Origin of the sequence: Actinomadura sp. NEAU-AAG7 (assembly GCF_018603865.1) — a bacterium.
GTDB lineage: Bacteria > Actinomycetota > Actinomycetes > Streptosporangiales > Streptosporangiaceae > Spirillospora > Spirillospora litoris.
The window spans coordinates 281,042-307,116 of record NZ_JAHFZY010000009.1 but is presented as its reverse complement, the minus strand read 5'-3'; the positions used below and the strand labels follow the sequence as shown (position 1 = coordinate 307,116).

Annotated in this window: 22 protein-coding genes, 3 tRNA genes and 1 rRNA gene; 10 read left to right on the top strand and 16 right to left on the bottom strand. The window is 74.0% G+C overall.

Annotation, left to right across the window (positions count from 1 at the left end):
• Window positions 1-8: 8 nt before the first annotated feature.
• A 5S ribosomal RNA gene (gene rrf, locus KLI87_RS35140) occupies window positions 9-125 on the top strand.
• Between the two features lie 41 nt (window positions 126-166).
• On the opposite strand, the gene KLI87_RS35135 is transcribed toward rrf, so the two are convergent.
• From KLI87_RS35135 to KLI87_RS35120, 4 genes are all read right to left on the bottom strand, one after another.
• Window positions 167-781 carry a TetR/AcrR family transcriptional regulator gene (locus KLI87_RS35135; RefSeq protein ID WP_156220452.1) on the bottom strand — a complete coding sequence of 205 codons (615 nt, stop codon included), beginning with the start codon at window positions 779-781 and terminating at the stop codon, window positions 167-169.
• A 5-nt stretch (window positions 782-786) separates the two neighbouring features.
• Window positions 787-1,566, bottom strand: coding sequence for a fatty acid desaturase (locus tag KLI87_RS35130; protein ID WP_214620462.1), 780 nt, complete (start codon window positions 1,564-1,566; stop codon window positions 787-789).
• The gene (locus tag KLI87_RS35125) at window positions 1,563-3,107 is read right to left on the bottom strand and encodes an NAD(P)/FAD-dependent oxidoreductase (protein WP_214620461.1); all 1,545 of its coding nucleotides are present in this window, start codon (window positions 3,105-3,107) and stop codon (window positions 1,563-1,565) included. Before KLI87_RS35125 ends, KLI87_RS35130 begins: the two co-directional genes overlap by 4 nt.
• A 113-nt stretch (window positions 3,108-3,220) precedes the next feature.
• Window positions 3,221-3,541, bottom strand: a complete 321-nt coding sequence (locus KLI87_RS35120; protein ID WP_214620460.1) for a YciI family protein — start codon at window positions 3,539-3,541, stop codon at window positions 3,221-3,223.
• A gap of 741 nt (window positions 3,542-4,282) precedes the next feature.
• Here KLI87_RS35120 and KLI87_RS35115 point away from each other — a divergent pair.
• Complete coding sequence (locus tag KLI87_RS35115) at window positions 4,283-5,470, top strand: RDD family protein (RefSeq protein ID WP_214620459.1); 1,188 nt, start codon at window positions 4,283-4,285, stop codon at window positions 5,468-5,470.
• On the opposite strand, the gene KLI87_RS35110 is transcribed toward KLI87_RS35115, so the two are convergent.
• The 4 genes from KLI87_RS35110 to KLI87_RS35095 form a co-directional block, all read right to left on the bottom strand.
• Window positions 5,467-6,027, bottom strand: a complete 561-nt coding sequence (locus KLI87_RS35110; protein ID WP_214620458.1) for an AAA family ATPase — start codon at window positions 6,025-6,027, stop codon at window positions 5,467-5,469. The genes KLI87_RS35115 and KLI87_RS35110 overlap by 4 nt on opposite strands.
• A complete protein-coding gene (locus KLI87_RS35105; RefSeq protein ID WP_308166439.1) occupies window positions 6,024-7,133 on the bottom strand; it encodes an enolase C-terminal domain-like protein in 1,110 nt (369 codons plus the stop codon). The genes KLI87_RS35110 and KLI87_RS35105 overlap by 4 nt, the downstream gene beginning before the upstream one ends.
• Before the next feature lie 36 nt (window positions 7,134-7,169).
• Entirely contained in the window at window positions 7,170-8,681 is a 1,512-nt protein-coding gene (locus KLI87_RS35100; RefSeq protein ID WP_214620457.1) for an LCP family protein, read from the bottom strand.
• A 237-nt stretch (window positions 8,682-8,918) separates the two neighbouring features.
• The gene (locus KLI87_RS35095; protein ID WP_214620456.1) at window positions 8,919-10,355 is read right to left on the bottom strand and encodes a GuaB1 family IMP dehydrogenase-related protein; all 1,437 of its coding nucleotides are present in this window, start codon (window positions 10,353-10,355) and stop codon (window positions 8,919-8,921) included.
• Between the two features lie 707 nt (window positions 10,356-11,062).
• Between KLI87_RS35095 and KLI87_RS35090 the strand changes: the two genes are divergently transcribed.
• A complete protein-coding gene (locus KLI87_RS35090) occupies window positions 11,063-11,974 on the top strand; it encodes an Lrp/AsnC family transcriptional regulator (protein WP_214620455.1) in 912 nt (303 codons plus the stop codon).
• A gap of 107 nt (window positions 11,975-12,081) precedes the next feature.
• Here the strand turns inward: KLI87_RS35090 and KLI87_RS35085 are convergent, their stop codons facing one another.
• From KLI87_RS35085 to KLI87_RS35065, 5 genes are all read right to left on the bottom strand, one after another.
• Complete coding sequence (locus tag KLI87_RS35085; RefSeq protein ID WP_214620454.1) at window positions 12,082-13,680, bottom strand: Na+/H+ antiporter; 1,599 nt, start codon at window positions 13,678-13,680, stop codon at window positions 12,082-12,084.
• 50 nt (window positions 13,681-13,730) lie between these two features.
• On the bottom strand, window positions 13,731-14,606 hold the full coding sequence (locus KLI87_RS35080) for a LysR family transcriptional regulator (protein ID WP_156220460.1): 876 nt from the start codon (window positions 14,604-14,606) through the stop codon (window positions 13,731-13,733).
• A 198-nt stretch (window positions 14,607-14,804) separates the two neighbouring features.
• Window positions 14,805-16,400, bottom strand: a complete 1,596-nt coding sequence (locus tag KLI87_RS35075) for an MFS transporter (RefSeq protein ID WP_214620453.1) — start codon at window positions 16,398-16,400, stop codon at window positions 14,805-14,807.
• Window positions 16,400-16,663, bottom strand: a complete 264-nt coding sequence (locus KLI87_RS35070; protein WP_156220462.1) for a ubiquitin carboxyl-terminal hydrolase 14 — start codon at window positions 16,661-16,663, stop codon at window positions 16,400-16,402. Before KLI87_RS35070 ends, KLI87_RS35075 begins: the two co-directional genes overlap by 1 nt.
• A 51-nt stretch (window positions 16,664-16,714) precedes the next feature.
• A complete protein-coding gene (locus tag KLI87_RS35065; RefSeq protein WP_156220685.1) occupies window positions 16,715-17,749 on the bottom strand; it encodes a GDP-mannose 4,6-dehydratase in 1,035 nt (344 codons plus the stop codon).
• Between the two features lie 175 nt (window positions 17,750-17,924).
• On the opposite strand from KLI87_RS35065, the gene folP reads away from it, so the two are divergent.
• Window positions 17,925-18,779 carry a dihydropteroate synthase gene (gene folP, locus KLI87_RS35060; protein ID WP_156220463.1) on the top strand — a complete coding sequence of 285 codons (855 nt, stop codon included), beginning with the start codon at window positions 17,925-17,927 and terminating at the stop codon, window positions 18,777-18,779.
• A 70-nt stretch (window positions 18,780-18,849) separates the two neighbouring features.
• On the opposite strand, the gene KLI87_RS35055 is transcribed toward folP, so the two are convergent.
• Complete coding sequence (locus KLI87_RS35055) at window positions 18,850-19,530, bottom strand: CGNR zinc finger domain-containing protein (RefSeq protein WP_214620452.1); 681 nt, start codon at window positions 19,528-19,530, stop codon at window positions 18,850-18,852.
• A 254-nt stretch (window positions 19,531-19,784) separates the two neighbouring features.
• On the opposite strand from KLI87_RS35055, the gene KLI87_RS35050 reads away from it, so the two are divergent.
• Window positions 19,785-21,350, top strand: a complete 1,566-nt coding sequence (locus KLI87_RS35050; RefSeq protein ID WP_156220465.1) for a Na+/H+ antiporter — start codon at window positions 19,785-19,787, stop codon at window positions 21,348-21,350.
• Window positions 21,351-21,381: 31 nt separating this feature from the next.
• Here KLI87_RS35050 and KLI87_RS35045 read toward each other — a convergent pair whose 3' ends face one another.
• The gene (locus KLI87_RS35045; RefSeq protein WP_156220466.1) at window positions 21,382-21,954 is read right to left on the bottom strand and encodes a hypothetical protein; all 573 of its coding nucleotides are present in this window, start codon (window positions 21,952-21,954) and stop codon (window positions 21,382-21,384) included.
• Window positions 21,955-22,309: 355 nt separating this feature from the next.
• Here KLI87_RS35045 and KLI87_RS35040 point away from each other — a divergent pair.
• The 3 genes from KLI87_RS35040 (at window position 22,310) to KLI87_RS35030 (ending at window position 22,598) form a co-directional block, all read left to right on the top strand.
• A tRNA-Trp gene (locus KLI87_RS35040) sits at window positions 22,310-22,381 on the top strand.
• A 15-nt stretch (window positions 22,382-22,396) separates the two neighbouring features.
• Window positions 22,397-22,467, top strand: a tRNA-Ala gene (locus tag KLI87_RS35035).
• Window positions 22,468-22,510: 43 nt separating this feature from the next.
• Window positions 22,511-22,598, top strand: a tRNA-Ser gene (locus tag KLI87_RS35030).
• Window positions 22,599-22,644: 46 nt separating this feature from the next.
• Here the strand turns inward: KLI87_RS35030 and KLI87_RS35025 are convergent.
• Entirely contained in the window at window positions 22,645-23,976 is a 1,332-nt protein-coding gene (locus KLI87_RS35025) for a pyridoxal phosphate-dependent aminotransferase (RefSeq protein ID WP_214620451.1), read from the bottom strand.
• Between the two features lie 143 nt (window positions 23,977-24,119).
• On the opposite strand from KLI87_RS35025, the gene KLI87_RS35020 reads away from it, so the two are divergent.
• Window positions 24,120-25,094 carry a LysR family transcriptional regulator gene (locus KLI87_RS35020; protein WP_214620450.1) on the top strand — a complete coding sequence of 325 codons (975 nt, stop codon included), beginning with the start codon at window positions 24,120-24,122 and terminating at the stop codon, window positions 25,092-25,094.
• A gap of 227 nt (window positions 25,095-25,321) precedes the next feature.
• Entirely contained in the window at window positions 25,322-26,062 is a 741-nt protein-coding gene (locus KLI87_RS35015; RefSeq protein ID WP_246250881.1) for a VC0807 family protein, read from the top strand.
• Window positions 26,063-26,075: the final 13 nt, after the last annotated feature.

Below are 26,075 nucleotides of genomic sequence, written 5' to 3'. Positions count from 1 at the left end.
TGTGAACGTTCGGTGGTTTTGGCGAGAGGGAAACACCCGGTCCCATCCCGAACCCGGAAGTTAAGCCTCTCAGCGCCGATGGTACTGCATGGGGGACTGTGTGGGAGAGTAGGACGCCGCCGGACTCTTTGTTGGGAAGGGCCCCGCCTTGTGGCGGGGCCCTTCCTCATTTGTCCGGAAAGGTGCCGCCGCCCCGGGCGAAGGCGTCCCAGAGGATGGCTGCCGGCTCCATCGTGGTGAAGAGCGACTCGATGCGGTCGCGGTCGCCGTCCAGGTGCGTGATGGTCTGGATGCCGAGGAACATGGCCACGGCCATCAGGCCGATCTCGCGGGACGGGGCCATGTCCTCGAAGGCCGTCCCCTGCACGAGGCGGCGGATCGCGGCGGCCGCGAAGTCGGCCCACGGTTCGACGTGCGCGAGCAGTTCCGCGCGGAGCCGGGGGGAGGCGGACGAGGCGGCGAAGAGCTCCTGCACCGCGTCGATGTGTCCTTCGTGCTGCATGTCCTCCGCGTACAGCTCCCGGAGCCGGGCCAGCAGTTCGGTCGCGTCCGTGCAGGAGCCGAGTGCCTCCTCGTAGCAGGCCATCCGGATCTCGCTCGTGTGGCGGAGGGCGGCGAGGAGCAGGTCCTCCAGGTCGTCGAAGTGGTAGTAGATGACGCCAGGGGCGAAGCCGCCGGTGCGGGCGATCGACCGGGCGGTCGTCCCGCCGTAGCCCTCGGCGGCGAGCGTGCGTATCGCCGCTTCGAGGAGGCGTTTCCTGGCCTGCGCGCGTGGCGCCATCGCGGTCAGATCACTTTCCGGGGACGAACACCGGCGTCGGCGAGGACGGGGTCGAGTCGGCGGGCGAGCCGGGCGAGGTGGTGGCTCGGCACCTGCGGGTAGAGGTGGTGCTCCAAGTGGTACGTCAGCTCCAGGAACAGCGCCGGGATGACACGGCCGCGCAGGGTGTGCGTCTGCGTGAGCGGCGTGTCTCCGTAGTGGCGGTGCGGCAGGTGGACGGTCAGCAGCGGGTACACCCAGCTTCCCACGATCATCATGGCGGCGTACACGAGGAGCCCGCGCCAGAGCAGGATCCCCGCGCCGACCGCCGCCACGGGTACCGCCGCCTCGGCGAGCAGCCACAGGCGCTGCCGCGCCCGGCCGCGCCGGTACGCCCAGAGCCACAGCCGGGCCAGGAAGACCGGCCCATAGGCGATCGCGCCGAGCGCGGACAGGTCTGCGGGGTAGCCCTCGGGGTCGTCGTCGCTCGGGAACGTCCGGTGGTGTTGCAGGTGGGTGGCGCGGTAGGCGTGTCCGCTCTCCAGCAGGACGGCGCCCAGGAGGAACAGGGCCCACTCGGTCGCCGTCCGGCCGAGTCCGAGGGAGCGGTGGACGACGTCGTGGGTCGCGGTCACCACCGCGACGAAGATCCCGAAGGCGATCGGCGGGGTGAGCCACCACCATCCGGCGGTGGCCGCCGCTGCGAACAGGGCCAATCCCGTGTAGGGGAGGGACAGGGTGAGTACCCGGCGGCGACGGGTGGTGACCAGGAGGTCGGGGCCGAGGTCGGCCAGCTTCGGGATCATCGGCGCGCCGCCGTCCGGCGTGCGGCCCGCAGGACGTCGTCCGCGACGATCCTGCTGCCGAGCGCGCACGCGACGGTGCCGAGGCCCGGCCAGGTCGAGTCGCCCACGAGCCACAGGCCGGGGACGCCGAGGGAGTGCGGGATCGCGTTCTGGTTGGCGTTGCCCGGTGTCTGGTGGGCCCCGCCGACGGCGCCCCGCGGACGGAACGCGAACCGCTCGTAGGAGCGGGGCGTGCCCACGTCCCAGACCAGAGCCCTTTCGCCGAGGGACGGGTGGACGCGGCGCGCCAGCCCGACGAGCCGTTCTCCGATCTGCCGCTTGCGCGTCTCGTAGGCGTCGGCGGAGAGGCCCTCCCAGCCGGACAGCCCGGTGTGCGTGGAGATCATGACGGCGCGGTGCCCCGCCGGCGCGCTGTCGGTGTCGCCGGGCGCCGACACGGAGACGAACATGTTGTTGCCGTCGCCCAGAGGTCGCCGGTAGTCCTGCATGAGCTGGTGGTGGGTGAACTCCTGCCCGGCGACCTCGTCCTCCGGCACGCCGAGGAAGACGACGATCGCGCCGCCCAGCTCGGCCGCGTCGCGGTCCAGGTAGGGCTTGAGGCGGGACGAGAGGGCGGGGACGATCCGCGCGGTCGTGGAGGCGGGGAGCGCGCTCACCACCTGGCGGGCGTGGACGGCGCCCCGACCGGTGTGGACCTCGAACGCCCCGTCCCGTCCGGTGACCCGTTCGGCCCGGCAGGCGGTGTGGAGTCGCCCGCCCATCGCGCGGTAGTGGGCGACGAAGCGCCGCCAGAAGCCGCGCATGCCGCCCTGCGGGCGGGTGAGCCCGGCGCCGCGGATCGTGACGCCGAGGGCGGCGTTGATGAGCGGGGCGCGGTCGAGGGAGCTGTGCACGGTGTCCTCGACCAGCATCGCCAGCAGACCGGCCAGGGGCGCGTCACCGCGCAGGCCGTGCCGGGTCAGACTCTCCCCGAGGGTGGTGTTCATGTGGCGGGCGAGCGGCAGCCCGCGCGGGCCGAGCACCCGCAGGTTGTGGAGGGCGTCCGCGGGACGGAGCATCGGCAGGCGGACCCCGGCGCGGCTCGCGTCCCAGAACACCTCCGCGAGCTGGTCGAGATGGGACCAGAACGCCCGGTGGCGCGGGGTGTCGCCCAACGCGAGCAGCCGCTCGCGGCGCCACGCGGCGGTGTCCCGGTGGAGGGTGACCTTGCGGTCGGGCAGCCAGCCGACGTAGCCGGGCAGCGCCTCGCCGGGGACCGGGGCCATGCCCACGCCGTCGAGCAGTTCGGCGCCGACGCCGCCGGGCTCGAAGTCGACCATCGTCGTCGCCCCCACATCGAAGGAGAACCCGCGCCGGCGGTAGTAGCCCGCGCAGCCCCCGGCGTGCCCGTGCGCCTCGACGACGAGCGTGGACATCCCCGCGGCCTGGAGGCGTGCCGCCGTCGCCATCCCGGCGAGGCCGCCGCCGAGCACCGCGACCTCGCAGGAGGCGGGGAGGCGCGCCCGGACGCGCCGCGCATTCTGAACCTCTGTTCTGAACATGTGTTCAGATTCAGGGCGCGAGCGGGTGAGGTCAACGCCGCTGGCAAGATCCGGCCTGCTGGGTTCCGGACCGCCCCGTCCCGCCTATGCTGGTCCGCCCCACGCTGGTGCGGCTAGGAGGTCGCCGGGGGAGCGCCCTCCCGGTCGAGGAGCGCCGCGATGTCCGGATGCACGCGACGGGGGGCGACGGTGGTGATCGTGTAGCGGCCGACCCCGGCCCGGACGAACGGGTCCTCGACGAGGACCCGCTCGATGCCGGCGCGGTCGACGCCCGCGGCGATGATCAGGCCGCCCGCCGTGGACGGCACGGTCTGACCGGACACGAGGAACGTCCCGGCCGCGTGGTGGCGTTTCAGGAACTCGATGTGCTCGCGGATGTGCGGTGTCGCCTCCTGCTCCGTCCTGGTGTACTCCATCCGCAGCAGATGCAGCATGTCCGAGCGTCCTCCGAGGTCAAGGCCCTGATGGTCCGCCCAGTCTCCCAGAGTCGGGCAGGCGGGGCGTGCCATCGCACCGGGAACCCTCGCAGGGAGGGTTCTACGTCCGAGGGCCGCCGGAAGGACGATCCGCCGCCGGACCCGGTATGCGGGCGCTTCCGCCATTTCGCCTTCACGACCCTCGTACCGGGCGCTGCGATGAGGCCGCACCCGAGGCCAAGAAATGGAAGGAAGGCGACAGCGGGAAGGAAGTCCCTATCGCCTGGAGGACGGTTCTGTGCCCCTGCCTCCGATATACCGGTCCGAACCGGCGACGATGTTTTTTCTGCCAGGACCGGTGGACATGCCGGACAAACCCAGCTTATGCCGGAAGACGTCCCTCCACCGGAGGATCCGTGACCGGTGCGAGGCGATCCCCGTGCACCGCTGCGGGGCGGGTGGCCGTGCCGCAAAAAATCTACACTGTAAAGGCGGTGGGCTGCCAGTGAGGCTGCGATCATTTTTTCGCAAGTCTATTGACTTTGATGAAGACAGTCGGGGGTAGAGAAACGGCCTTTTCCTGGTGAATAGCGGGCCTTCTACGGCCGGGTGTCAGGTTCCCAGTTCGGCGGGTGCCCGGTCACGTTGGAAGCGGGGTCTGCGGCAGCCGGTCGGAGAAGCCTGGCAAGGAGGGGGTGGAGACTCGCGTCGGCGTGCGAGGACGGGGTTCGCGTCCTACACTCCTGACAATCCCGCGTTTTGATCGACCGAGAACTCAAGATGTTAGGGGCGTTCGTGTACGGGCCTCCGCCTTCCCCGCCATCCCCTCCGCCGTTCGCGGGGCCGCCTCCGCCGCCCGTCCCGTATGCGGGGCCGCCGGAGCCGGAGCCCTCGGACGCGCCGCCCCGCGGCCGCCGCCTGGCCGCCTGGACGATCGACGCCGCGCTCATGGCGGGCGTCGCCGCCCTGCTCGGCACGATGACGTGGGGGCGCCTGCACGGCCTCCTCGTGGACGGCCTGTGGGGCAAGGCGCTGGGGGCGGTCGGCGGGCTGGTGCTGACGGGCGGCGACGTCCAGAAGGCCGCCGAGGACTTCGGCCTGGGGATCTGGAACTCGATCGTCACCGACATCGAGCAGGCGCTGCTCCTGCTCGTCCTGACCGAGTTGCTGTACCAGTTCGCGGCGCAGGCGTTCGCGGGGCGGACGCTCGGCAAGGCCGCCCTGGACCTGCGGGTCACCTCCGGCGCGGGGAGGCCCGCCAAGGCGCGGGCGCTGCGACGCGCGCTGGTCACCACCGCCGGCAGCAGCGGGCTGTACTGCACCGCCTGGTTCCTGCTGCTGGAGGGCATGTTCTTCCTGGCCGTGCTGGTGTGGCTGGCCGCGCTCGCCGTCTTCGCGGCCAACAGCGCCCCCGCGCTCGTGGGCGCCCGCCGCCGGACGCTCGCCGACCTCGCCGCGGGCACCGCCGTGGTCCGCGCCCGCTCCTACCGGCGTGCCGCCGAACTCGCCGTCCAGGGCGCGGGCATCGCCTGGGACGGGACGCAGGCGGCGGGCCAGGTCGCCGGGCGGGCCGTCCGCGAGAACGCCGCGCGCGTCGCGCAGGCCGAGTCGGTGCGCCGGGCGCTGGACTCCGAGCGCGCCCGCCAGGTCCAGGACATGGGCAAGCGCCTCGGCGGCCGGCTCAACGACGCCTACCAGCAGCGCCGCGACGCCCGCCGCGAGCCCGGGATCGCGGCGGCGGAGCAGCCCGCCGCGCTGCTGCCGCCCGAGCCGCACTACGACCCGTACGGCGTCCACGGCGACCAGGGGGCCCAGAGCGGGCAGGGAGTCCAGGGCGGGCAGGGAGTCCAGGGCGGGCAGGGCGCCTACGGCGTGCCCGCCGACCCCTACGCCCCGCCGCCGCCCTACGGCCCTCCGCCGCGTCCTGGGGACGCCCGGCCCAACTAGGGGAGCAGGTCGTCCAGTTGGGCGTCGAGGGCGGCCGGGGCGGTGAGCCGGTTGTCCACGGCGAGGTGGGGGACCGGGGGCGGCTCGTCCGGCCGCATCCGGGCGACGAACGCCTCGAAGCCGGCGAGCTTGCCGGTGTCGCGGGCCGAGCCGCGCTCGCGCAGGCGGTGCCGCAGCGTCGCGGCGTCGGAGCGGATCCAGACGAGCGTCACCGGCGGGCCGCCGAGGTCCGCGACCCATTCCGCCCAGCGGGCCGGGTCGCGGATCTGGGCCGTGAACGGGCCGCTGAGCAGGACCGGGCAGCCGTGCGAGCGGATCTCGCGGGCGGTGGCCGTCATGCCCGCGTACTCGTGCGGCTTCACGTGCGCGTCGTACCAGGCGCCCTCCCGCTCGCCGGGGTCGCGGGACCGAGCGGCGAGGGTCGCCGCGACGAACGCGCCGTACATGGTGTCCTTGTCGAGCAGCGCGGGGACGGGCCGCAGCCGCCGCAGCAGCAGGGCGGACACCGTCGACTTGCCGCCGCCGGGCGGGCCCGCGACGACCCAGGCGGGGGTCACGCCGACAGGCGCATGCGGCGGGTCGCCAGGCGCCCGATGCGCTCCTCGTCGATCTCGTGGCCGAGGCCCGGCTGGGTGAGCGGCACGCCGACGACCCCGCCGGACGAGCGGACGGGCGGTGTCACGAACACCGGTCCGCGCGCCGGGTCGGACACATCGCTCGGCAGCGTGCAGCCGGGCAGGGCCGCCAGGGCGACGGCGGCGGCCTGGCCGATGCCGAACGCGCCGGAGCCGCTGCACCACACGTCCCAGCCCGCCGCGTAGGCGAGGTCGTGGGCGCTGCGGGCGGCGGTGAGCCCGCCGAGCCGGTCCAGCCTCAGGTGCAGGGCGCGGCCCGCCTCCAGCGACAGGGCCGCGTCGAGGGTGTCGAGGTCGCCGACGTGCGGGGCGATGGCCATGCCGACCCGCTGCTGGAGCCGAGCGTGCGCGGCGAGGTCCTCGGCGGCGAAGGGCCGCTCGATCGCCACCGGCCCGTAGGAGTCCAGGCCCTCCAGGACGGCCAGGTGCTCGGGCGACTCGGTGTAGGCGTGCCCGGCGTCGGCGACGAGCGCGAGCGCGGGGTAGGCGTGCCGGATGGCGCGGACGGGCTCGATGTCCCAGCCGGGTCGGATGTCCAGCGTGACGCGGGTGTGCCCGGCGCCGATCGCCTGGTTCACCCGGCCCGTGACGGTCTCCAGGACGGGCTCGGGCGCGATCCGCGATCCCGTCACGATCGAGGTGCGGGTGCCGCCCAGCGCGTGCGCCAGCGGCAGGCCCCGGGCGCGGCACCACAGGTCCCAGCAGGCCACGTCGACCGCGGCGGCCGCGTCGCGCGCGCCGAGGTCGGCGGTGGCGGACACGTCCTCGGGGCGGTCCCAGTCGAGCCCGATGAGGGCCGGGCCCATGCGCTTCTCGATGTCGGCCCAGGCGGGCTCGGCGGCGGCGCCGGGGACGGCCGCCTCGCCCCAGCCCACCGCGCCGTCGTCCTCGGCGAGCCGGACCAGGATGCTCTCCGGCCGCCGCCCGCGCGGCATTCTCACGCGGAAGGCGTCGCAGCCGTGGATCCGGGGCACCCGTATCGCCCTCTCGTGGTCGGAGACGTCATGGTCGGAGGTGTCGCCCCCCAATGATCCCCCCTCCGGGGGCCGGGCGGGACTCGCCCCTCAGGACGGGCAGCTCGCCTCCAGCGACACCGGCTTGGTCTGCGAGTGCGGGCGCGAGCCGGGCTTCGTCCCGGCCTGCGAGCCGTTCCCGCCCGTCGGGGACGTGCTGGGGGACGCGGTGGACGTGCTGGGCGTGCTGGGCGAGGCGCTCGGGGACGCGCTCGGCTCGTCGGTGCTGAGCGCCTTGTCGGCCAGCTTGCGGATCAGCGTGAAGTCGGGGTTCGCGGTGCTGATCAGCGGCGGCACGAACGGCAGGCTGTTGATCTGCGCGCCGTCCTTGACCTTGGAGGACAGCTTGACCAGCGCGGGCAGCAGCTCCTGCGGGATGTCGGTCGACAGGGTCCGCTTGGCGGCCGAGGCGAGCTTGTCGAACTTGGTCAGCACGGTCTGCGGGTCGGCCTGCTGGGCGATCGCCCGCATCAGGCACTTCTGCCGGCCCATCCGGACGTAGTCGTCGCTGTCGGTGCGGGAGCGCCCGTACCAGAGGGCCTCCTTGCCCTTCAGCTTCCGCTCGCCGGGGGCCAGCACCCCGCCCTGCTGCCCGTAGGGGATCGGCTCGGTGATCTTGACGCGGACGCCGCCCATCGCGTCGACGATGTCGGCGAACCCGAACATGTCGACCAGGATGTAGTAGTCGACGCGGATGCCGAGGATCCCGGCGATCGTGGCCTTCAGCAGCTCGGGCCCGCGGTGGTTCTTGGCGACGCCCGGGACGATGTCGGGGTGCTCCTCGGCGTACTGGTAGACCTCGTTCAGCAGCCCCGGGGTGGCCGGGCCGTCGCCGGTGAAGCCGTAGGGGAAGCGGTCGCGGGCCGGGCCGGGCGGCAGCGGGAACCGCTCCAGGTTGCGCGGCAGGCTCAGCAGCACCGTGTCGCCGGTCTTGGTGTCGACGCTGGCCACCGTCATGCTGTCGGTGCGGACGCCCTCCCGGTTCGCGGCGGCGTCGCCGCCGAGCAGCAGCACGTTGACGCGCCGCTCACCGTTCCAGGGGTCGGAGGTGTCGATGTGCCGGCCGTTCTCGCTGCCGGTGTGGAAGATGCTGGTCAGCGCGTCCCGGTAGACGTAGGTGCTGTGCGCCGACCAGGCCATCGGCACCGCCACCGCGAAGCACATGACCGCGACGGACCCGGCGCCGAGCGCGCGGGCGCTCACCGACATCCCCGCCGGCCGCAGGACCTGGTAGGAGCGGATGACCACGACGATCCACACCAGGCCGAGCACCACGAGCCCGGCGGCGATCCGCTGCAGCGCGTCCGGGCGGAAGGCCAGGTGGACGAGGTCGGAGCGGTAGACCGTGAACGCGGTGCCGACCGAGGCGGCCACGAGCAGGTAGAGCGCGAGCAGCAGCCCGCCCGAGATCCGCCGGCCGGTGGACAGGTGCGCGACCCCCCACAGCAGCGCGGAGGCGAGCGTCAGCGCCAGCGCGCGAGGCAGTCCCCGGCCCCGCGACTCGCCGCCGGCGCCCTCCGCGTCCTCCGTCGGCGGGCGCCGGCTCGCTGATCGACTCGACATGTACGCTCCGATTCCCCGCCCGCGCGAACTCATCCACCGGCTCACATTATGGACGCGCGAAACCGCGCGAAGGTTGCGTGAAAGTCGACCGAATGCGAGCTTTTTCCCGCATCATGTGCAGCTCATGTTCAGAATATGCAATCCCGGACGGCGATCGGACCGCGCCCCCTCCCCAGGGGCGTTCGAACCGGCCGCCGGGAGCGTTCGAACCGGACACGGCGGCGGCCGGGGGACGGATCACCAGCTCGTGTCCAGCGGCATTCCCTCGGCGTAGCCGGAGGAGCTCTGGATCCCGACCGTCGCCCGCTCGTGGAACTCCTCCAGCGTCCGCGCGCCCGCGTAGGTGCACGAGCTGCGCAGCCCCGCGACGATCGAGTCGATCAGGTCCTCCACGCCGGGGCGCCGGGGGTCGAGGAACATGCGGGAGGTGGAGATCCCCTCCTCGAACAGCGCCTTGCGGGCCCGGTCGAAGGGGGAGTCCTCGGCCGTGCGCAGCCGGACGGCGCGCGCCGAGGCCATGCCGAAGCTCTCCTTGTAGAGCCGCCCGTCGGCGGCCCGCTGCAGGTCGCCGGGCGACTCGTAGGTGCCGGCGAACCAGGAGCCGACCATCACGTTCGCCGCGCCCGCCGCCAGCGCCAGCGCGACGTCGCGCGGGTGCCGGACGCCCCCGTCGGCCCACACGTGCCGGCCGAGGCGGCGGGCCTCGGCGGCGCACTCCAGCACGGCGGAGAACTGGGGGCGGCCGACCCCGGTCATCATCCGGGTCGTGCACATGGCGCCGGGGCCCACGCCGACCTTGACGATGTCGGCGCCCGCCTCGATCAGGTCGCGGGTGCCCTCGGCGGTCACCACGTTCCCGGCGACCACCGGGACGGCCGGGTCCAGGGCGCGGACGGCGGCCAGCGCGCCGGTCATCTTCTCCTGGTGGCCGTGCGCGGTGTCGACGACGAGCAGGTCGACGCCCGCCTCCAGCAGCGCCGCCGCCTTGCCCGCGACGTCGCCGTTCACCCCGACCGCCGCGCCGACCCGGAGCCTGCCCGCGCCGTCCACGGCGGGCTTGTAGAGCGTGGCGCGCAGCGCGCCCGTCCGGGTGAGGACGCCGGTGAGCCGCCCGGCCGCGTCCACGACGGGGGCGAGCCGGTGGCCGCGCCCGTGCAGCCGGTCGAACGCCTCGCGGGGGTCGACGCCCGCCGGGAGCGTGACGAGGTCGCGCGACATGATGTCGCGGAGCTGGGAGAACCGGTCCACGCCCGCGCAGTCGGCCTCGGTGACCACGCCCACGGGGCGGTCGTCCTCGACCACGATCACGGCGTTGTGGGCGCGCTTGCCGAGCAGCGCCAGCGCGTCCCCGGCGGTGCGGGCGGGGCCGAGCCGGATCGCGGTGTCGACGATCAGGTCGCGTCCCTTCACCCAGCCGACGACCTCCGCGACCACCTCGCTCGGGATGTCCTGCGGGAGCACCGCGAGGCCGCCGCGCCGGGCGACGGTCTCGGCCATCCGGCGGCCGGACACGGCCGTCATGTTCGCCACCACCAGCGGGACGGTCGTGCCGCTGCCGTCGACGGTCGACAGGTCCACCTCCAGGCGCGACCCGACCGCCGAGCGGCGCGGGACCATGAAGACGTCGTTGTAGGTGAGGTCGTGGGTTGAAGCCTCAACATTCAGCAGGCGCACGCTGACTACACACCAATCGCGGATCAAAGTGGCTGGGCCACCGTACATTGTGATCCATACCCGAGGATGCTCCGCACAAGCCCGGGCGCGACCCCTCCCTCACCCCCGCGAAAGGCCGCCTGATCTGCGGCGATGACGCTCCGTCCGGGGCAGGGGCCCCGGCCCGCCGGGGCGGCGCGCTCCAGGGCCTCCGGCCGGGGGCGATCGAGACAGAACATGCGGAGAAGGAAAACAGTGCAACGTGAGGCTTAGCTCTCTGTAAAGTTACCTCTTGACGTAACTGCGCCCCCGATGCACTTTTCTTACATGTGCCTCACGCGAACGGCCGACCCGCCGTAGGGGGCGTGACATCAGAACACCGGGAGAAGCGCATGCAGGCCACGCACTTGGACCCGGTCGGCCGCGTTCGTTCGCGCCGCGGGCCGCCCGCCCCGCGAGGCGATCCCCTGAGTGATCACCGCCACCCCGCACGCCCGCCGCCCGGCGCCCCCGCGCCGGGCCCCCGGCGCGGGCACGGCAGCGTTGCGCTGCCGCATGGGCTCGTCCGGCGCCGAATTCGTCGCCTCCGCGACCGGAGACCGACGCTTCGACGGCGGCCGGGCATGGCGAACACGAGCAAGATCAATATTTGACGTCAGACCGTCCTGAAATGGAATGATCTTGCAGTTGCTGGCAAAACGATTCAACTCATGTCGAGGAGGACAGCCGTGCTGGATGCGGTCGACGCCGTGCTCGTCCGCGAGCTCCAGCGGGATGGCAGGGCGACGTTCCAGGCGCTCGCCGACCGCGTCGGGCTTTCCCGCACGGCCGTGCGGGCACGGGTGCAGAACCTTCTCGAAACCGAGGTCGTCCGCGTCGTCGGCATCGTGCACGCCGCCGTCGTCGGCGCGGAGGCGATCGGGCACGTCTCGGTCACCGTGGACGGCTCGGCCCGGGAGGTGGCCGCGGCCGTCTCCGGGCAGCCGGCCGTCAGCTTCACCGCGCTGACCGCGGGCCCCTACGACCTGGTCGCGCAGGTGCGCACCCGCGACGACGCCGCGCTCGCGGCCGAGGTGGACCACATCCGGTCCGTCCCCGGCGTGCGCGCGGCCGAGGTGTTCCGCTCGATCTCCACCGTGCGCGACACGCACGCGGTCGTCCGCGAGCTCGGCGAGGTCACCCTCGACGACATCGACTGGCGGCTCCTGCAGGAGCTGCAGCGCGACGGCCGCGCCCCCTACACCCGGCTCGCGCACATCATCGGGCTGTCCCAGGCCGCCACCCGGGCGCGGGTGGTCAGGCTGATGCGCACCGGCGTCATCCAGGTCACCGGGCTCGCCGACCCGCTCGCGCTCGGCGCCGCCGAGCTCGGCGGGTTCGGGCTGGTGGTGACCGGCGCGCTGCGCAAGGTCGCCGAGGCCGTGGCCGCCCAGGAGGGCGTCCGCTACCTCGCGACCGGGTTCGGCCGCTACGACATCGTCGGGCAGGCCGAGGCGTCGTCCCGGGCGGAGATCGTCGCGGTGCTGGACGCCATCCGGGCCGTGCCGGGCGTGACGGTCCGCGAGTCGTGGCACCACCTGGACGTGGTGAAGGAGTCCTACGCCGTGGAACTCCCCGAAAGACCCCTCAACGGCGCGTGAGAAAGGGCGCCTCGGCCACGGCGTCGACCGTGGCCGGGGCACCGGCCGCCCCGCCCCCGCAGGACGCGGCGCGCGGGTTCGTCCGCTGTGGCCTGGGCCGCCACTGGTCAGTCGCGGTTCAGCGCCACCTCCTCCAGGTCCAGCTCGTGCAGGACGCGGTTCAGCACCTCGTCGTCGATGCGGCGCTCGTCGCGCATCCGCACGAACACCTGCCGCTCGGCCGCGAGCATCTCGCGCCGCAGCCGCCGGTAGGTCGCCGTCGGGACCTCCTCGCCCGCCGGGCCCGTCCCGCCGCCGAGCCGCTCCCAGGCCCGCAGCTGCCGGTGCTCGGCGAGCTGCCGCAGCCGCTCCACGACCGCCGCGTCCAGCTCCTCCTCGGCGTCCAGCTCCTCCAGCCGGTCCAGCGACGCCTTCGCGGCGGCGTGCTGGGCGCCCGCCTCCGCGACCGTGTCGGCGTAGCGCTCCCGGGCGCTGCCGACCCGCAGCACCCGGATCAGCGCCGGGAACGTCAGGCCCTGCACCAGCAGCGTCCCGAGGACGGTCGTGAACGTGAAGAACAGGATCAGGTCGCGGCCGGGGAACGGATCGCCGTCGGAGGTCGCGAACGGGATCGCGAACGCCGCCGCCAGCGACACCACGCCCCGCATGCCCGCCCACGACACCACGACCCGGTCGCGCCAGCCGACCTCGCCCTCCCGCTCCCGGACCCGCCGCGACAGCAGCCGCGGGACGGCCGACGCCGGGAAGATCCACACGAACCGGGCCGCGACCGTCACCGCGAAGATCGCCGACGCCCAGCCCAGCAGCTCCGGCCACCCGTGCCCCGACAGCCCGTCGATCACCGGCGGCAGCTGGAGCCCGATCAGCAGGAACACCACGGTCTCCAGGACGAAGACCATGACCTTCCAGAACGAGTGCCCGATCAGCCGCGTCACCGCCGGCGAGTCGGTGAAGCGGTGCCCGAGGTACAGCCCGCTGACCACCACCGCGATCACCCCGGACGCGTGCACGGTCTCGGCGAGCAGGTACGCCGCGAACGGCGCGACCAGCGCCACCCCGTTCTCCACGAGCGGGTCGTCCAGCCGCGTGCGCAGCCAGTGCAGCGGCGGCCCGAGCAGCAGCCCCACCGCCGCCCCGGCCACCGCCGCGAACAGGAACCGCCACACCCCGTCGGCGAGCGTGAAGCCCGCGCCCGTCGCCGCGACGACCGCGACCCGGAACGCCGTCAGCGCGGTCGCGTCGTTGAACAGGCTCTCCCCGACCAGCACGGTCACGCTGCGGCGCGGCAGCCCGAGCCGCTGCGCGATGCTCACCGCCGCCACCGCGTCCGGCGGCGCCACGATCGCGCCGAGCACGAACGCCGCCGACAGCGGCAGGCCCGGCACCAGCAGGTGCGCCGCGTACCCGACCGCGAACGTGGTGAACAGCACCAGCCCGACCGACAGCAGCGTGATCGACCTGACGTTCTCCCGCAGGTTGTAGAACGAGCTCTGCCAGGCCGCCGAGAACAGCAGCGGCGGCAGGAAGACGTACAGCACGAACTCCGGGTCGAGCTCGAACTCCGGCACGCCCGGCACGAACGTCACCAGCAGGCCCGCGATCACCAGCACCAGCGGTGCCGACAGGCCCAGCCGCCGGGCCCCGGCGGCCACCATCAGCGCGCTGACCGGAATCGCCAGCAGCCACAGCGCATGCGTCGTCTCCACCGGCAGATGATCCCACGAGGCGGCCCCCGCGGCACCCGCCGCCCGGCGCGTCAGTGCTGGTCGCGGGACGTGCCCTTGGCGAAGGCGAGGAAGTCGCGCGCCGCCGGGGGGAGCTGCCGGTGCGCGTGGACCAGCCCGATCATGCGGGTGATCGGCGGCATGAACGAGCGGACGGTGACGCCCTCGGTGTCGTCGAGCTGGTTGCGGTACCACAGCAGCGAGCCCAGCCCGGCGCGCACCCAGCCGAGCCAGGCGCCGCGCTCGTCGGACTCCACCGCGGCGACCGGCGTCGCGCCGATCCGGCGCAGCATCGCGTCGATCTCGGCGCGCCGGGCGCTGCCCCTGGCGGGCAGGACGAGCCGCATCCCGTCCAGCGCGGTCAGCGGCACCGGCTCGCGCACCTTCAGCGCGGGCGGCGAGATCAGCACCACCTCCCGCTGCTCGAACGGGTGGGCCGCCATGTCGCCGGGCACCGGCAGGTCGGCGAGCGCCAGGTCGGCGCGGCCCGCCCGGACCGCCGCCGCGACCTGGTCGCGGTCCTCGCAGCGCACCACCCGGATCCGGACGGCCGGCTGGTCGCGGGCGAAGCGGGGGATGAGCCGCCCGGTCAGCTCCGGCTCCAGGGACGCGGTGGTCGCCACCCGCAGCTCGGCGCCCGGACGGCCGTTGGCCTTGGTGACCGCCATGCCCTCGATCGCGTCGACCGCCTCCAGCGCGACCCGCGCCTGCCGCACGACGCGCTCGCCGACGGCGGTGAGCACGACGCCGCGTCCCGAGCGCGCGAACAGCTCCACCCCGAGTTCGCGCTCCAGTTCGCGGACGGCCCGCGACAGCGCGGGCTGGGCGACATAGAGAGCCTGGGCCGCCGACGTCATCGTGCCGTGGTCGGCGGTCGCCACGACGTAGCGCAGCTGCCGCAGATTCATGCCCTGACCGTATGCCAACCGGCCGACCCGGTCCTGGACATAGCCGGATTAGGACTGTGTTTGTTGAAGTCCCGGCCCGCGGCCGCTCGCTGGCGGCCCACGGCCGTGACCGTGCCTTCGGCGGGCGCGGCATCGCTTCGCGATCTTCCCGGTGGGGCCCGCCTCCGGCGTCGCCCCACCGGTCGCCCCACCGCTCGGCTACGCGCCCGCGCCGTGCCTGGCGGGGACGGTCTCCGGTTCGGGCTGCAACTGCGGCGCGCCCACGCCGCAACTGCTCTTGCACTGCGGCTCCCGGCGCTCCCCGGACGGGCCGCGCAGCGCGTCGGCGCTCACCGTCAGGAAGCTCAGCACCGCCCCGGCCAGCAGCAGCCCGGCGCAGACGATCATCGCGATCCGGAACCCGTCGGAGAACTCGGCCGGATCGGTGAACGCGGCGCCGGTCAGCCCCGCCAGCGGCGGGATCGCCGCCACCGCCAGCAGCCCCGCCGCCCGCGCCACGGCGTTGTTGACGCCGCTGGCGACGCCCGCGTGCCGCTCGTCGGCGGAGGCCAGGACGGTCGAGGTCAGCGGCGCGACCACCGCCGACAGGCCCAGCCCGAACACGATCACGGGGGGCAGCACGTCCCTCGCGTACGAGGCGCCCGCGCCGATCCGGCCGACCAGCACCATCCCGACGGCCGCGACGACCAGGCCCACCGTCATCGGGATCCGCGGCCCGATCTTCTGCGCGAGCGCGCCCGCCCGCGCCGACAGCAGCAGCATCAGCGCCGTGACCGGCAGCAGCGCCGTGCCCGCCGCGATCGGCGAGAACCCCCCGACGACCTGGAGGTTCAGCACGAAGAGGAAGAAGAGCACGCCCATCCCCCCGTACACGACGAACGTGACGAGGTTGACGGCGGAGAACTGCCGCGAGGCGAACACCTCCAGCGGCAGCATGGGGTGGGGCACCGTACGTCCGGGCCGCTTCGGAGAGCGGGAGGAGTCGGCCCCCCGCGAGGGAGCGGAGCGGAGGCGCGGCAGGTGCCGCCCCCGGCTGCGGGCGCGTTCCACCAGCACGAACACGACGGCGGCGACGATCCCGCCCACGCCGGCGAAGACGGCGGCGGTCGCGCCGGAGCCGCCGCCCGGCGCCTCGGTGAGCGCGTAGGTCGTCCCGGCCAGCGCCAGCGCCGCCAGCGCGGCCCCGAGCACGTCGAAGCGGCCGCTCGCGTCCGGGTCGACGCTCTCGGGGACGTGCCGGACCGCGACCAGCACCACGACCGCCGCCAGCGGGACGTTGAGCAGGAACACCCAGCGCCAGCCCGCCGCCTCCACCAGCCAGCCGCCCGCGAACGGCCCGACCGCCCCCGCGACGCCGCCGAGCCCCGACCAGGCGCCGACCGCGCGGGGCCGGTCGTCGGAGCTGAAGGACGCCTGGATGATCGCCAGCGACCCCGGCGTCAGCAGCGCCCCGCCGACCCCCTGCAGGGCCCGCGCGGCCACCAGCATCCCGACGTCCTGAGCGGCCCCGCACAGCACCGAGGCCACCGCGAACCACACCACGCCGACCAGGAAGATCCGCCGCCGCCCGTAGCGGTCGCCGAGCGAGCCGCCGAGCAGGATGAACCCCGCGAGCGTCAGCGTGTAGGCGTTCACCGTCCACTGGAGGCCCGCCATGTCGGCGCCGAGGTCCTCGCCCAGCCTCGGCAGCGCGACGTTGACCACGGTCGAGTCGAGCATCGCCACGCTCGACCCGAGCACGGTCGCCAGCAGGATCCAGCGCCCCGGTGCGGTGCCCAGCCGGACGTCCGGCATCAGACGATCAGCTCGTCCACGAAGCACCACCGCCAGTCCTCGCCCGGCTCGAACGACCGGGCGACCGGGTGCCCCTCCTTCTCGAAGTGCGCGGACGCGTGCTTGTTCGGTGAGGAGTCGCAGCAGCCCACGTGCCCGCAGCCGAGGCACAGCCGCAGGTGCACCCACCGGGCGCCCAGCGCGAGGCACTCCTCGCAGCCGTCCGGGGTGTTCGGGGCCGGGTCCTGCGCCGGCAGGGACCGCACATGCTCACAAGTCGCCATGACAGCATCGTCGCACGCGGCCCCCCGAAGATCACCCGCGCGGGGGGCAGGTCACCAGTGGTCGGGCCCCGAAGGCTCGTCCTCGGGCCTCGCCGACCCGGCCAGCATCCGCAGATCGGACTCGACCATCATCGTCACCAGGCCCTCGAAGGACACCTCGGGCTCCCAGCCGAGCTGCTCGCGGGCCCGCTTCGGGTCGGCGCACAGCAGGTCGACCTCGGCGGGGCGGGTGTAGCGGGCGTCCAGGACGACGTGGTCCTCCCAGTCGAGGCCGGCCGACCGGAACGCGAACGCCACCAGCTCCCGCACGGACCGGGTCTGGCCAGTCCCGATCACGTAGTCCTCGGGCGCGTCCTGGGCGAGCATCAGCCGCATCGCGCGGGCGTAGTCGCCGGCGTAGCCCCAGTCGCGGCGCGCCTCCAGGTTCCCCAGGCGCAGCTCGCCCGCCAGGCCCAGCTTGATGCGCGCCGCGCCCAGCGACACCTTCCGCGTGACGAACTCCGCGCCCCGGCGCGGCGACTCGTGGTTGAACAGGATCCCGCTCACCGCGAACATCCCGTAGGACTCGCGGTAGTTCTGGGTGATGTAGTGCCCGTAGCTCTTGGCGACCCCGTACGGGCTGCGCGGGTGGAACGGCGTCCGCTCGTTCTGCGGCGTCTCGCGCACCATCCCGAACATCTCCGAGGACGACGCCTGGTAGAAGCGGATCTGCTCGCGTCCGGGCGTCCGGGACGCGCTGACGCCCGACACCACGCGGATCGCCTCCAGCATCCGCAGCACGCCCATGCCGGTCACCTCGGCGGTCAGCTCCGCCTGCTGCCAGGACATCGGCACGTAGGAGATCGCGCCCAGGTTGTAGACCTCGTCGGGCTCCACCCGCTCCACCGCCGAGATCAGGCTGCCCTGGTCCAGCAGGTCGCCGGTGGTGATCCGCACGTCGCCGATGTGCTTGCGCAGCCGCGACACGTGCGGGTTCGCCTGCCCCCGCACCAGGCCCCACACCTCGTACCCCTGCTCCAGCAGATGCTCGGCCAGGTACGAGCCGTCCTGCCCGGTGATGCCGGTGATGAGTGCTCGCCTGGTCAGCGGATCCTCCTGGCCGAATCGGTCGGACGCGGGGCCGCCGCGGGCCGGGCCCACGGCGGGCGTGGCCTCTGAGGTTAGCGACACCGCGCGATGGTGACGAGCGAGGGCCTCGTTTGAACCGAACCGCCTTCTGGTTCGCGGGGGAGGCCCCGGATGTGCGACGGTGTGGTTCGTCATGAGCGATTCACACGGGGCCCCGCTGCGGCTGAACGGGCGCGGGCTCGGCCCGCGGGCGATCATGGCGGTGGTGAACCGCACGCCCGACTCCTTCTTCGACAGGGGCGCCACCTACGCCTTCGAGGCCGCCCTCGACGCGGCCGGGCGCGCCGTCGCGGACGGCGCCGACATCATCGACATCGGCGGCGTCAAGGCCGGTCCCGGCGAGGACGTCGGCGTCGCCGAGGAACTGCGCCGCGTCGTCGACCTGGTCGCCGCCGTCCGCGAGCGGCACCCCGGCGTCGTGATCAGCGTCGACACCTGGCGCGCCGAGGTCGGCGACGCCGTCGCGCGGGCGGGCGCCGACCTGCTGAACGACACCTGGGGCGGGCCCGACCCCGAGCTGGCCGGGGTCGCCGCCGCGCACGGCATCGGCCTGGTCTGCTCGCACGCCGGGGGCCTCGACCCCCGCACCCGCCCGCACCGCGTCGGCTACGACGACGTCATGGCGGACGTGATCGGGCACGTCACCGCCGAGGCGGAGCGCGCCCTCGCGCTCGGCGTGCGGCGGGACGCGATCCTCATCGACCCCGCCCACGACTTCGGCAAGAACACCCGGCACTCGCTGGAGATCAGCCGGCGGCTCGGCGAGATGACCGCCACCGGGTGGCCGGTGCTGGTCGCGGTGTCGAACAAGGACTTCATCGGGGAGACCCTCGGCCGCCCCGTCGACCGGCGCGGCGCGGGCACCCTCGCGGTCCTCGGCGTCTCCGCCTGGCTCGGCGCCCGCGTCTTCCGCGTCCACGACGTCGCCGCCGCCCGCCGCGCCCTCACCGCCGTCGGCGACCTCACCACGACCGCCCGGGGCGGCTAGCGCGGGCCTGGCGGGCCCTGGAGGGGGCCGGGGCGCGTTTCCAAGCGGCCTCGGCCGTCGCGCGGGCGCGCTAGCCGACCGGTGGGGGCGAGGCCGGAGGCGAGCCCCCACCGGGAAGATCGCGAAGCGATGCCGCGCCCGCGAACGCACGGTCACGCCCCGAGCCGCCGGGCGAGGGACGTGGGCCGGGACTCTGGGACACCGCCTCGCGCTGGCGGGCGCGGTAGGCGGCCACGTGCATGCGGTTGCCGCAGGTGCGGCTGTCGCAGTAGCGGCGGCAGCGGTTGCGCGACAGGTCGACCAGGACGCGCGAGCAGTCCGGCGCCTCGCAGGTGCGCAGCCGGTCGAGCTCGCCTTCGGCGACGACGTAGGCGAGGGCCATCCCGCAGTCGGCCGCCAGGTGCTCGCCCATGGGCGCGCCGGGCGCGAAGAAGTGCACGTGCCAGTCGTAGCCGTCGTGGTCGGTCAGGTGCGGGGTGGTGCGGACCCCGCCCACCACCTCGTTGATCAGGCGGACGGCCGAGGGCACGTCGGGCGCCCGGAACACCGCGTGGAAGCGCTCGCGCAGCCCGAGGACCCGCGCGAGGTCGGCCTCGGTCAGCTCGCCCACGCCGCTGAAGTCGTTGCGCTCGACGAACGCGCGCAGGTCGGGCAGGCCGGCGAGCTCCTCCTCGCCGTCGGTCGCGGCGCTGGTGTTGACCAGGTCGACGACCACGGCGAGCGCCTGCTCGGTGTCATGAGTGAAGATCACGGTGACTCCAGTCTCGGGGACCGGGGCCGACGGCTCCTGGGGTGGCACCCCCGGACCCCCGGCGCGTACGGGGGGTCGTGCGCCCCGGCACCGCCGGGACCGGAAACGCGGCCCGACCTCAACCATATGCCGCCCGGAACCCTCGTCCGCGCACACTCCGCCCGGACGATTCCGCGCGCCGCGAAAGGGACCGTTCCACTGATCCGGGCGCCCGCACGCGTATAGCGGCGCCGTTCTCGGAGAAGATCACGGGCGTGGGTGTGGACCGGCTGTTCGTGGTGTTCCTCGTCGTCGCCGTGGTGGTGCTGCTGACCCGCGCGCTGGCCGGGCGGCTGCGGGTGCCCGACGCGATCCTGCTCGTCCTGCTCGGGATGGGCGCCGGGTTCGTCCCCGCGCTGCCGGAGGTCGTGGTCGCGCCCGAGGTGGTGCTGTTCGGCTTCCTGCCGCCGCTGGTCTACCACGCGGCGTTCTTCACCGCGCCGCGCGAGGCCCGCGCCGACCTCACCGCGATCGTCACGCTGGCGTTCGGGCTCACCACCGTCACCACGGTCGCGGTCGCGGGAACGGTCCACGCCCTGCTGCCCGGGCTCGGCTGGGCCGCCGCGCTGGCGTTCGGCGCGGCCGTCTCGCCCACCGACCCGGTCGCGGCGACCTCGGTGATGCAGCGGCTCGGCGCCCCGCCCCGGCTGGTGACGATCCTGGAGGGCGAGAGCCTGATCAACGACGGCGCGGCGCTGACCGTCTTCGCCCTCGCCGTCGAGTCGCTCGACGGCGGGTTCACCCCCGCCCATGGCGCCCTGCGGGCCGTCCAGCTCGTGGCGGGGGGAGTCGCCTACGGGCTGGTGCTCGGCATCGCGATCCGCCGCGTCCGGCGCTCGATCAAGGACCCCGTCAGCCAGATCATCGTCTCGCTCGTCACCCCCTACCTCGCGTTCGTCCCGGCCGAGAACCTCGGCGTGTCCGGAGTGCTGGCCACCGTCGTCGCCGGGTTCTCGATCGGCACCCACGGGGAGGGCGTGCTCCAGCCCGCGTCGCGGCTGGTCGGCAACACCTTCTGGCAGATCCTCACGTTCCTGCTGGAGTCGGCGCTGTTCGTCCTGCTGGGCCTGGAGATCCGCGAGGTGCTCCGCCACCCCGGCGGGCACACCTGGGGCGAGGTCGCCCTGACCACGCTCGCCGTGTCGGGCGTCGTGATCGGCGTCCGGCTGCTGTGGCAGCTCGGCGCCGGGCCGCTCGCCCGGGCGGCGCCCGGCGGGCGGGAGCTCGGCCCCCGCCAGCGCGTCGTGATCGGCCTCGGCGGGATGCGCGGCGCGATCTCGCTCGCGATCGCGCTGTCGCTGCCCGCCGCCGTCGGGCCCGAGCGCGGCCTGCTCGTGCTGCTCACCGCGCTGGTGGTGCTGATCACGCTGATCGGCCAGGCGCCGCTGCTGCCGCTGCTGCTGCGCCGGCTCGGGCTGGCGGAGTCCGGACGGCGCAGGCACGAGTCGATGATCGCGCGCAGGGCCGGGCTGAAGGCCGCCCTCGCCCGGCTGGAGGAGCTGGCGGAGGAGGACGAGGTGGACGAGCAGACCGCCGAGGCGTTCCGGCAGATGCTGGAGGTCCGGCTGGAGCGCGTCCGCTACCTCCTCGACCGCGAGGAGGGCAAGGAGGAGAGGCGCCCGCCCAACAGCCGCCACGTCCGCGCCGAGCTGGTCGAGGCCCAGCGCGCGAAGCTGACCGCGCTCTACCGCAAGGGGCGGATCGGCGCGGCCACGCTCCGCGAGATCAGCCGGGAGCTGGACTTCGAGGACCCGTTCGTGGTCGGGAAGGCCCGCTCCTAGCGCGTTCCACCGGATCGCCGGGCGAGAGGGCTCAGCGTGCGTAGTGGGGGTCGGCGACCACGGGGTAGTAGGCGTCGGCGTGCTGGACGCGCATCGTGACGACCGGCCCGTCCATCACGTAGTCGGCCTTCACCTGGCGGAACATCGAGTCGCTCGCCCAGGGGTTGTAGAGCCGCCCGACGGTCGCGCCGTAGCGCAGGTGGACGACGTCGTAACCGCCGGAGGGCATCGCCTCCAGCGCCAGGCCGTCGGGGAGGGAGAGCGCGAAGCGGAACTCGGGCGGCGCCTCGGGCCCGTGGATGACCGTCAGCAGCCGGACCCCGTTGTCGGTCGTCTGCGCCACGATGTCGGTGTCGCGGTCCACACCGACGAAGACCCGGAGGCTGGGCCGCAGCACCTGGGCGACCGTGTCGGACGCGGCGACGTCGATGCCGATGTGCAGGCGCTGCCCGTCCCTGGTCGGCACCCAGACGCCGTCCCGTGCGCGCTGGCCCCACGCGACGTCGGGGTTCTCCAGCTCCTGGGGCTCGTTCTTGCCCCGCGCGACGAGAATCCTCGACGCCGCGTTCATCGCGGCGGCGGCCCCGTCCCGTGCATGCCTCATCGCGGGCCCTCTCGCCTTCTTCCACACTCACGTGACGACGCGCGCGTCCTGGTTTGCCACGGGGTGGCCCGGCTGGGCGCCCCATGCCTCGCGGTCGGTGAGTTCGTGACTTTCGCCCCGTGCGTTGTTGGACCTTACACCACCCTTATACGCGCCGGTCGGGCCCCTATCGGAGCCCGACCGACGCGGCCGCGCGGCGGACCGCGAGCAAATGATCAATGACCGGGGGATCGGCACGATCCGCGACTCGAACCCTCCGTACAGTGACCGCCCTCCGTCCGCCGCCGGCGAAAAACACTTTGCCGGAATTCGTCTCCCTCCAGCATCATCGAACACGTCGGGAACGACGGCCCGAAGGGGTGAGCCACCGGTTAGGCGGCTGGTCTCCAAAACCAGCGGAAAGTGGGTTCGACTCCCTCCGCCCCTGCTGAGCGTGATCAACGGGCCTGTGGTGTAACGGAAGCACGCTTCCCTTGCAAGGAAGCGATCAGGGTTCGATTCCCTGCTGGTCCACCCGGCGGCCTCGGCCGCCCGCCGTACGTTCCCGGCGCCGACTGGAGGGTTGGCCGAACGGTAAGGCAGCGGTCTCGAAAACCGGCGTCGAGGTGAAACTCGAAGGGGTTCGACTCCCTTACCCTCCGCCATTTCCGCCTTATGTGGAAAGGGTCTCCCGTATGCGTTGAAGCGCGGTCAGGCCGGGACGGGCTCACCCCTGTCCGCCGTTTCGGCGAGGTCGGCGAGCACCTCGGACAGCCGGTCCAGGCCGGCCGCGATCCAGGGCAGCGCCGCCGGGGCGGGAGAGGCGAGGGCGGCCAGGCGCTGCTCGTCGTCCTCCCCGTACAGCAGGCTCGGCGCCACCCGCATGCGCAGCGCTTCCGCCTCGTCGCCGAACGCGCTGCCGGGCAGGACGCCCACCCCGTAGCGCTCCAGCAGCAGCCCCGTGAGGTCGGCGGACGTCCGGACGCCGTGCCGTTCCGCCAGTTCGCCCCGGAGCGGCCCGAGGTCGGGGTAGACGTAGAAGGCCGCTTCCGGCCGGGCCACCCGCGCCCCGGCGGCGGCGAACCGGTCCGCGACGGCGCCGGTGACGGCCGCGTGGAGGCGGCGGCTCCGGTCGACGTGCTCGACCAGCTCCGGCGGCTCCGCGAAGGCGTAGGCGGCGGCGTGCTGCATGGGGGCGGGCGCGCTCGACCAGATCTCGCTCGCGACGCCGAGGACGCTGTCGCGCAGCGCCCGGCCGAACGGGCCGTCCGGCACTCGGGCGACGCCCAGCCGCCAGCCCCCGGCGGCCAGGCTCTTGCTGAGCGCGGTCGTCACCACCGTCCGCTCGGGCGCGAACCGGGCGGGGGAGGGCACCGCGCGGCCGGAGGCGTGCACCAGGTCGCGGTAGATCTCGTCCGAGACGACGACGAGGTCCAGCTCGCGCGCGGCCGAGCACAGGCGGCGGACGGTCTCCTCGGACGCGAGGGTCCCGGTCGGGTTGTCGGGCAGCGTCACGATCACCGCCCGGACGGTGCGTCCCCGGGCGCGCGCCCGCGCCACCGCGTCGGGGAGCAGGTCCGGGTCGGGCACGCCGCCCTCGCCCGCGACCGTGGGCACGCGGACCGCCTCGGCGCCGGTGAGCGACGCCTGCGCGGCGTAGGACACCCAGCTCGGCGCCGCGACCACCACGTCCCCGCCGAGCGCGGCCAGCAGCGCGAACAGCAGCGGCTTGCTCCCGGGCCCGGCGACGACCGCGGACGGGTCGGTGGGCAGCCCCCGCCGGCTCCAGTACCCGGCCGCGGCGGCGCGCAGCGCGGCGGACCCGGCGACCGGGCCGTAGGCGCCCCGGCCGGAGGCCGCCTCAAGCTCGCGGGTCAGCGCGGGGTGGATGGGGATGCCGGCCTCGCCGAAACCCAGCGGGAGGACGCGCACCCCCTGCCGTTTCTTGCGGGCGACGGCCTCGTTGACGGCGAGGGTCGCCGACAGCGGCACCGGGCGGGGCGCGAACTTCAGCGGCCGGGTGGTCGGGTTCAGGGCAGGCATCGAGAACTCCAGGCGTGACGGAACGACGGCGGACGGTGAGATGAGATCCCCGTGTGCGACCCCGGCCGGGTGTCGCTTCATGCTTTCCCGCTTCCAGCATCATCACAAGCGAGTCTCAGCGATGGTGACCGTAAGCTGGAGTGATGCTGGAGCTTCGCCGCCTGCGGCTTCTCGCCGAGTTCGCCCGGCGCGGCAGCATCGCCGCGACCGCCGCGTCCCTCGGCTACACGCCCTCGGCCGTCTCCCAGCAGCTCGCCGCGCTGGAGCGGGAGGCCCGCCTCCCGCTGCTGGACCGCACCGCCCGCAGCGCCGAGCTGACCGACGCCGGGCGGCGCCTCGCCGCCCGCGCCGAGGAGATCCTCACGCTGGTCGAGGCGGCCGAGACCGAGCTGTCGGCGCAGGCCGACACCCCCATGGGCCGCGTGGTGGTCACCGCGTTCCCCACCGCCGCCGTCGCGCTCGCCCCCGCGCTGGCGCAGAGCCTCGGCGACCATCCCGGCCTGACGTTCGTGCTGCGGCAGACCCGGCCCGGCGACGGGGTCCGGCAGGTGCAGAACGGCGAGGTGGACATCGCCCTCATCGACGACTGGACGGGCAAGGTCCCCGACCAGTCGCCCGCCGTGCTGGAGTTCTTCCACCTGCGCCGCGACCCGCTGGTGCTGGTGGTGCCGTCCTCGCACCGGCTGTCGGACCCGCGGCGTCCCGTCCGGCTGCACGAGCTGCGGGACGAGCCGTGGATGGCGGCGCCGCCGGGCGAGCCGTCCCGCCAGGCCGTCGAGCGGCTCCTGGACACCGTCGGCGGCGCCCGCCCCGTCCCGTGGGAGTTCGAGGGCCTGCACACGATCCTCAGCCTCGTCGCGCGCGGCATCGGCATCACCGCCGTGCCCGCGCTCGCGCTCGCGGCGGGCGACCAGGGTGTGGCGGTCCGGCGCATCCCCGAGTGCGCGCTCGCCCGCGAGGTGTACGCGGTCACGCGGAAGGCGAGCGTCCGCCGCCCGTCCGTGGCGGTCACGCTGCGTGCCGTGCACGCCGCCGCACGTGACGCCGAGCCCGCCCGCCCGGTGCCGGATCCGCCGCCGGAGCCGCCGTCCGGAGCGGGTCCCTCCGGCGGCGCCTGAGGACGGTTCGACCTGGTGGCCGAGCTGGGCGTTGTCCGGATCCGGTCGGGGCCCCCACCTTTACCGGAGCGTGGGCGGAGCAGCGAACAAATCGGGCGTTTCCCCGCCAAAGCGGGTGGACTCGCGGCCGGCATCACGTACCGTGGTGCGAATCGTGACCACGACCGAGTCCACGCACACCGTCGAGCACATCGTCCATGCACACCGATCGGGGAGCGCAGCACTCGATGGAACGACCGGCGAGCACGCCCGCGGACCCGCCCCCGGCGGCGTCCGAGCGGCCCCCTGAGCCGTCCGCAGGCGCCGGGCCGCAGGACACCGGGCACGGAGCCTTCGAGCTCCCCCAGGTCAAGGCACTGCTCCTGCACGCGCTGCCGCGTTTCCTCGAAGGCGTCATCGCGCCCGTCGCGGTCTTCTACGCCGCGCTCGTCCTCCTCGGGCTGAACGGCGCGCTCGTGGCCGCCGTCGCCTGGGTCTACGGCGGCATCGCCTACCGCTACCTGCGCGGCCACCAGGTGCCCGGGATGCTGCTGCTGGCCGCCGTCGGGGTCACGGTCCGCGCGGTGCTCGCCGCGGCCACCCACAGCGCCGTCGTGTACTTCCTGCAGCCGACCCTCGGCACGCTGATCGTGAGCATGTCCTTCCTGGCCTCGGTGCCGCTCGGCCGCCCGCTGGCCAAGAAGCTCGCCAAGGACATGGCGCCGATCCCCGAGGCGTTCCTGCGGCACGAGCGGGTCCACCAGTTCTTCCTGCGCATCTCGCTGCTGTGGTCGATGGTGCTGTTCGCCAACGTGATCATCAGCCTGTGGATGCTGTTCAACGAGTCGATCGGCATGTACCTGTGGTTCCGGACGGGCATCGTCGCCGGGCTCGGGGCGGTCGGTGTCGGCGTCTCGGTCTGGGGCTTCCGGCGCTGCCTCCGCCACGTCAACGCCGAGCCCGCGCGGGCCGGCTCGCCCTCCGCCTGACCCCGGCCCCCCG

Bases quoted from the DNA above. Each gene is read 5' to 3' on its own strand.
- KLI87_RS35130 (WP_214620462.1), bottom strand. From the start codon at position 1,566: ATGATCCCGAAGCTGGCCGACCTCGGCCCCGACCTCCTGGTCACCACC.
- KLI87_RS35120 (WP_214620460.1), bottom strand. From the start codon at position 3,541: ATGCTGCATCTGCTGCGGATGGAGTACACCAGGACGGAGCAGGAGGCG.
- KLI87_RS35135 (WP_156220452.1), bottom strand. From the start codon at position 781: ATGGCGCCACGCGCGCAGGCCAGGAAACGCCTCCTCGAAGCGGCGATA.
- KLI87_RS35080 (WP_156220460.1), bottom strand. From the start codon at position 14,606: ATGAATCTGCGGCAGCTGCGCTACGTCGTGGCGACCGCCGACCACGGC.
- KLI87_RS35015 (WP_246250881.1), top strand. From the start codon at position 25,322: ATGGAACGACCGGCGAGCACGCCCGCGGACCCGCCCCCGGCGGCGTCC.
- KLI87_RS35025 (WP_214620451.1), bottom strand. From the start codon at position 23,976: ATGCCTGCCCTGAACCCGACCACCCGGCCGCTGAAGTTCGCGCCCCGC.
- KLI87_RS35020 (WP_214620450.1), top strand. From the start codon at position 24,120: ATGCTGGAGCTTCGCCGCCTGCGGCTTCTCGCCGAGTTCGCCCGGCGC.
- KLI87_RS35070 (WP_156220462.1), bottom strand. From the start codon at position 16,663: ATGGCGACTTGTGAGCATGTGCGGTCCCTGCCGGCGCAGGACCCGGCC.
- KLI87_RS35075 (WP_214620453.1), bottom strand. From the start codon at position 16,400: ATGCCGGACGTCCGGCTGGGCACCGCACCGGGGCGCTGGATCCTGCTG.
- folP (WP_156220463.1), top strand. From the start codon at position 17,925: ATGAGCGATTCACACGGGGCCCCGCTGCGGCTGAACGGGCGCGGGCTC.
- KLI87_RS35045 (WP_156220466.1), bottom strand. From the start codon at position 21,954: ATGAGGCATGCACGGGACGGGGCCGCCGCCGCGATGAACGCGGCGTCG.
- KLI87_RS35100 (WP_214620457.1), bottom strand. From the start codon at position 8,681: ATGTCGAGTCGATCAGCGAGCCGGCGCCCGCCGACGGAGGACGCGGAG.
- KLI87_RS35125 (WP_214620461.1), bottom strand. From the start codon at position 3,107: ATGTTCAGAACAGAGGTTCAGAATGCGCGGCGCGTCCGGGCGCGCCTC.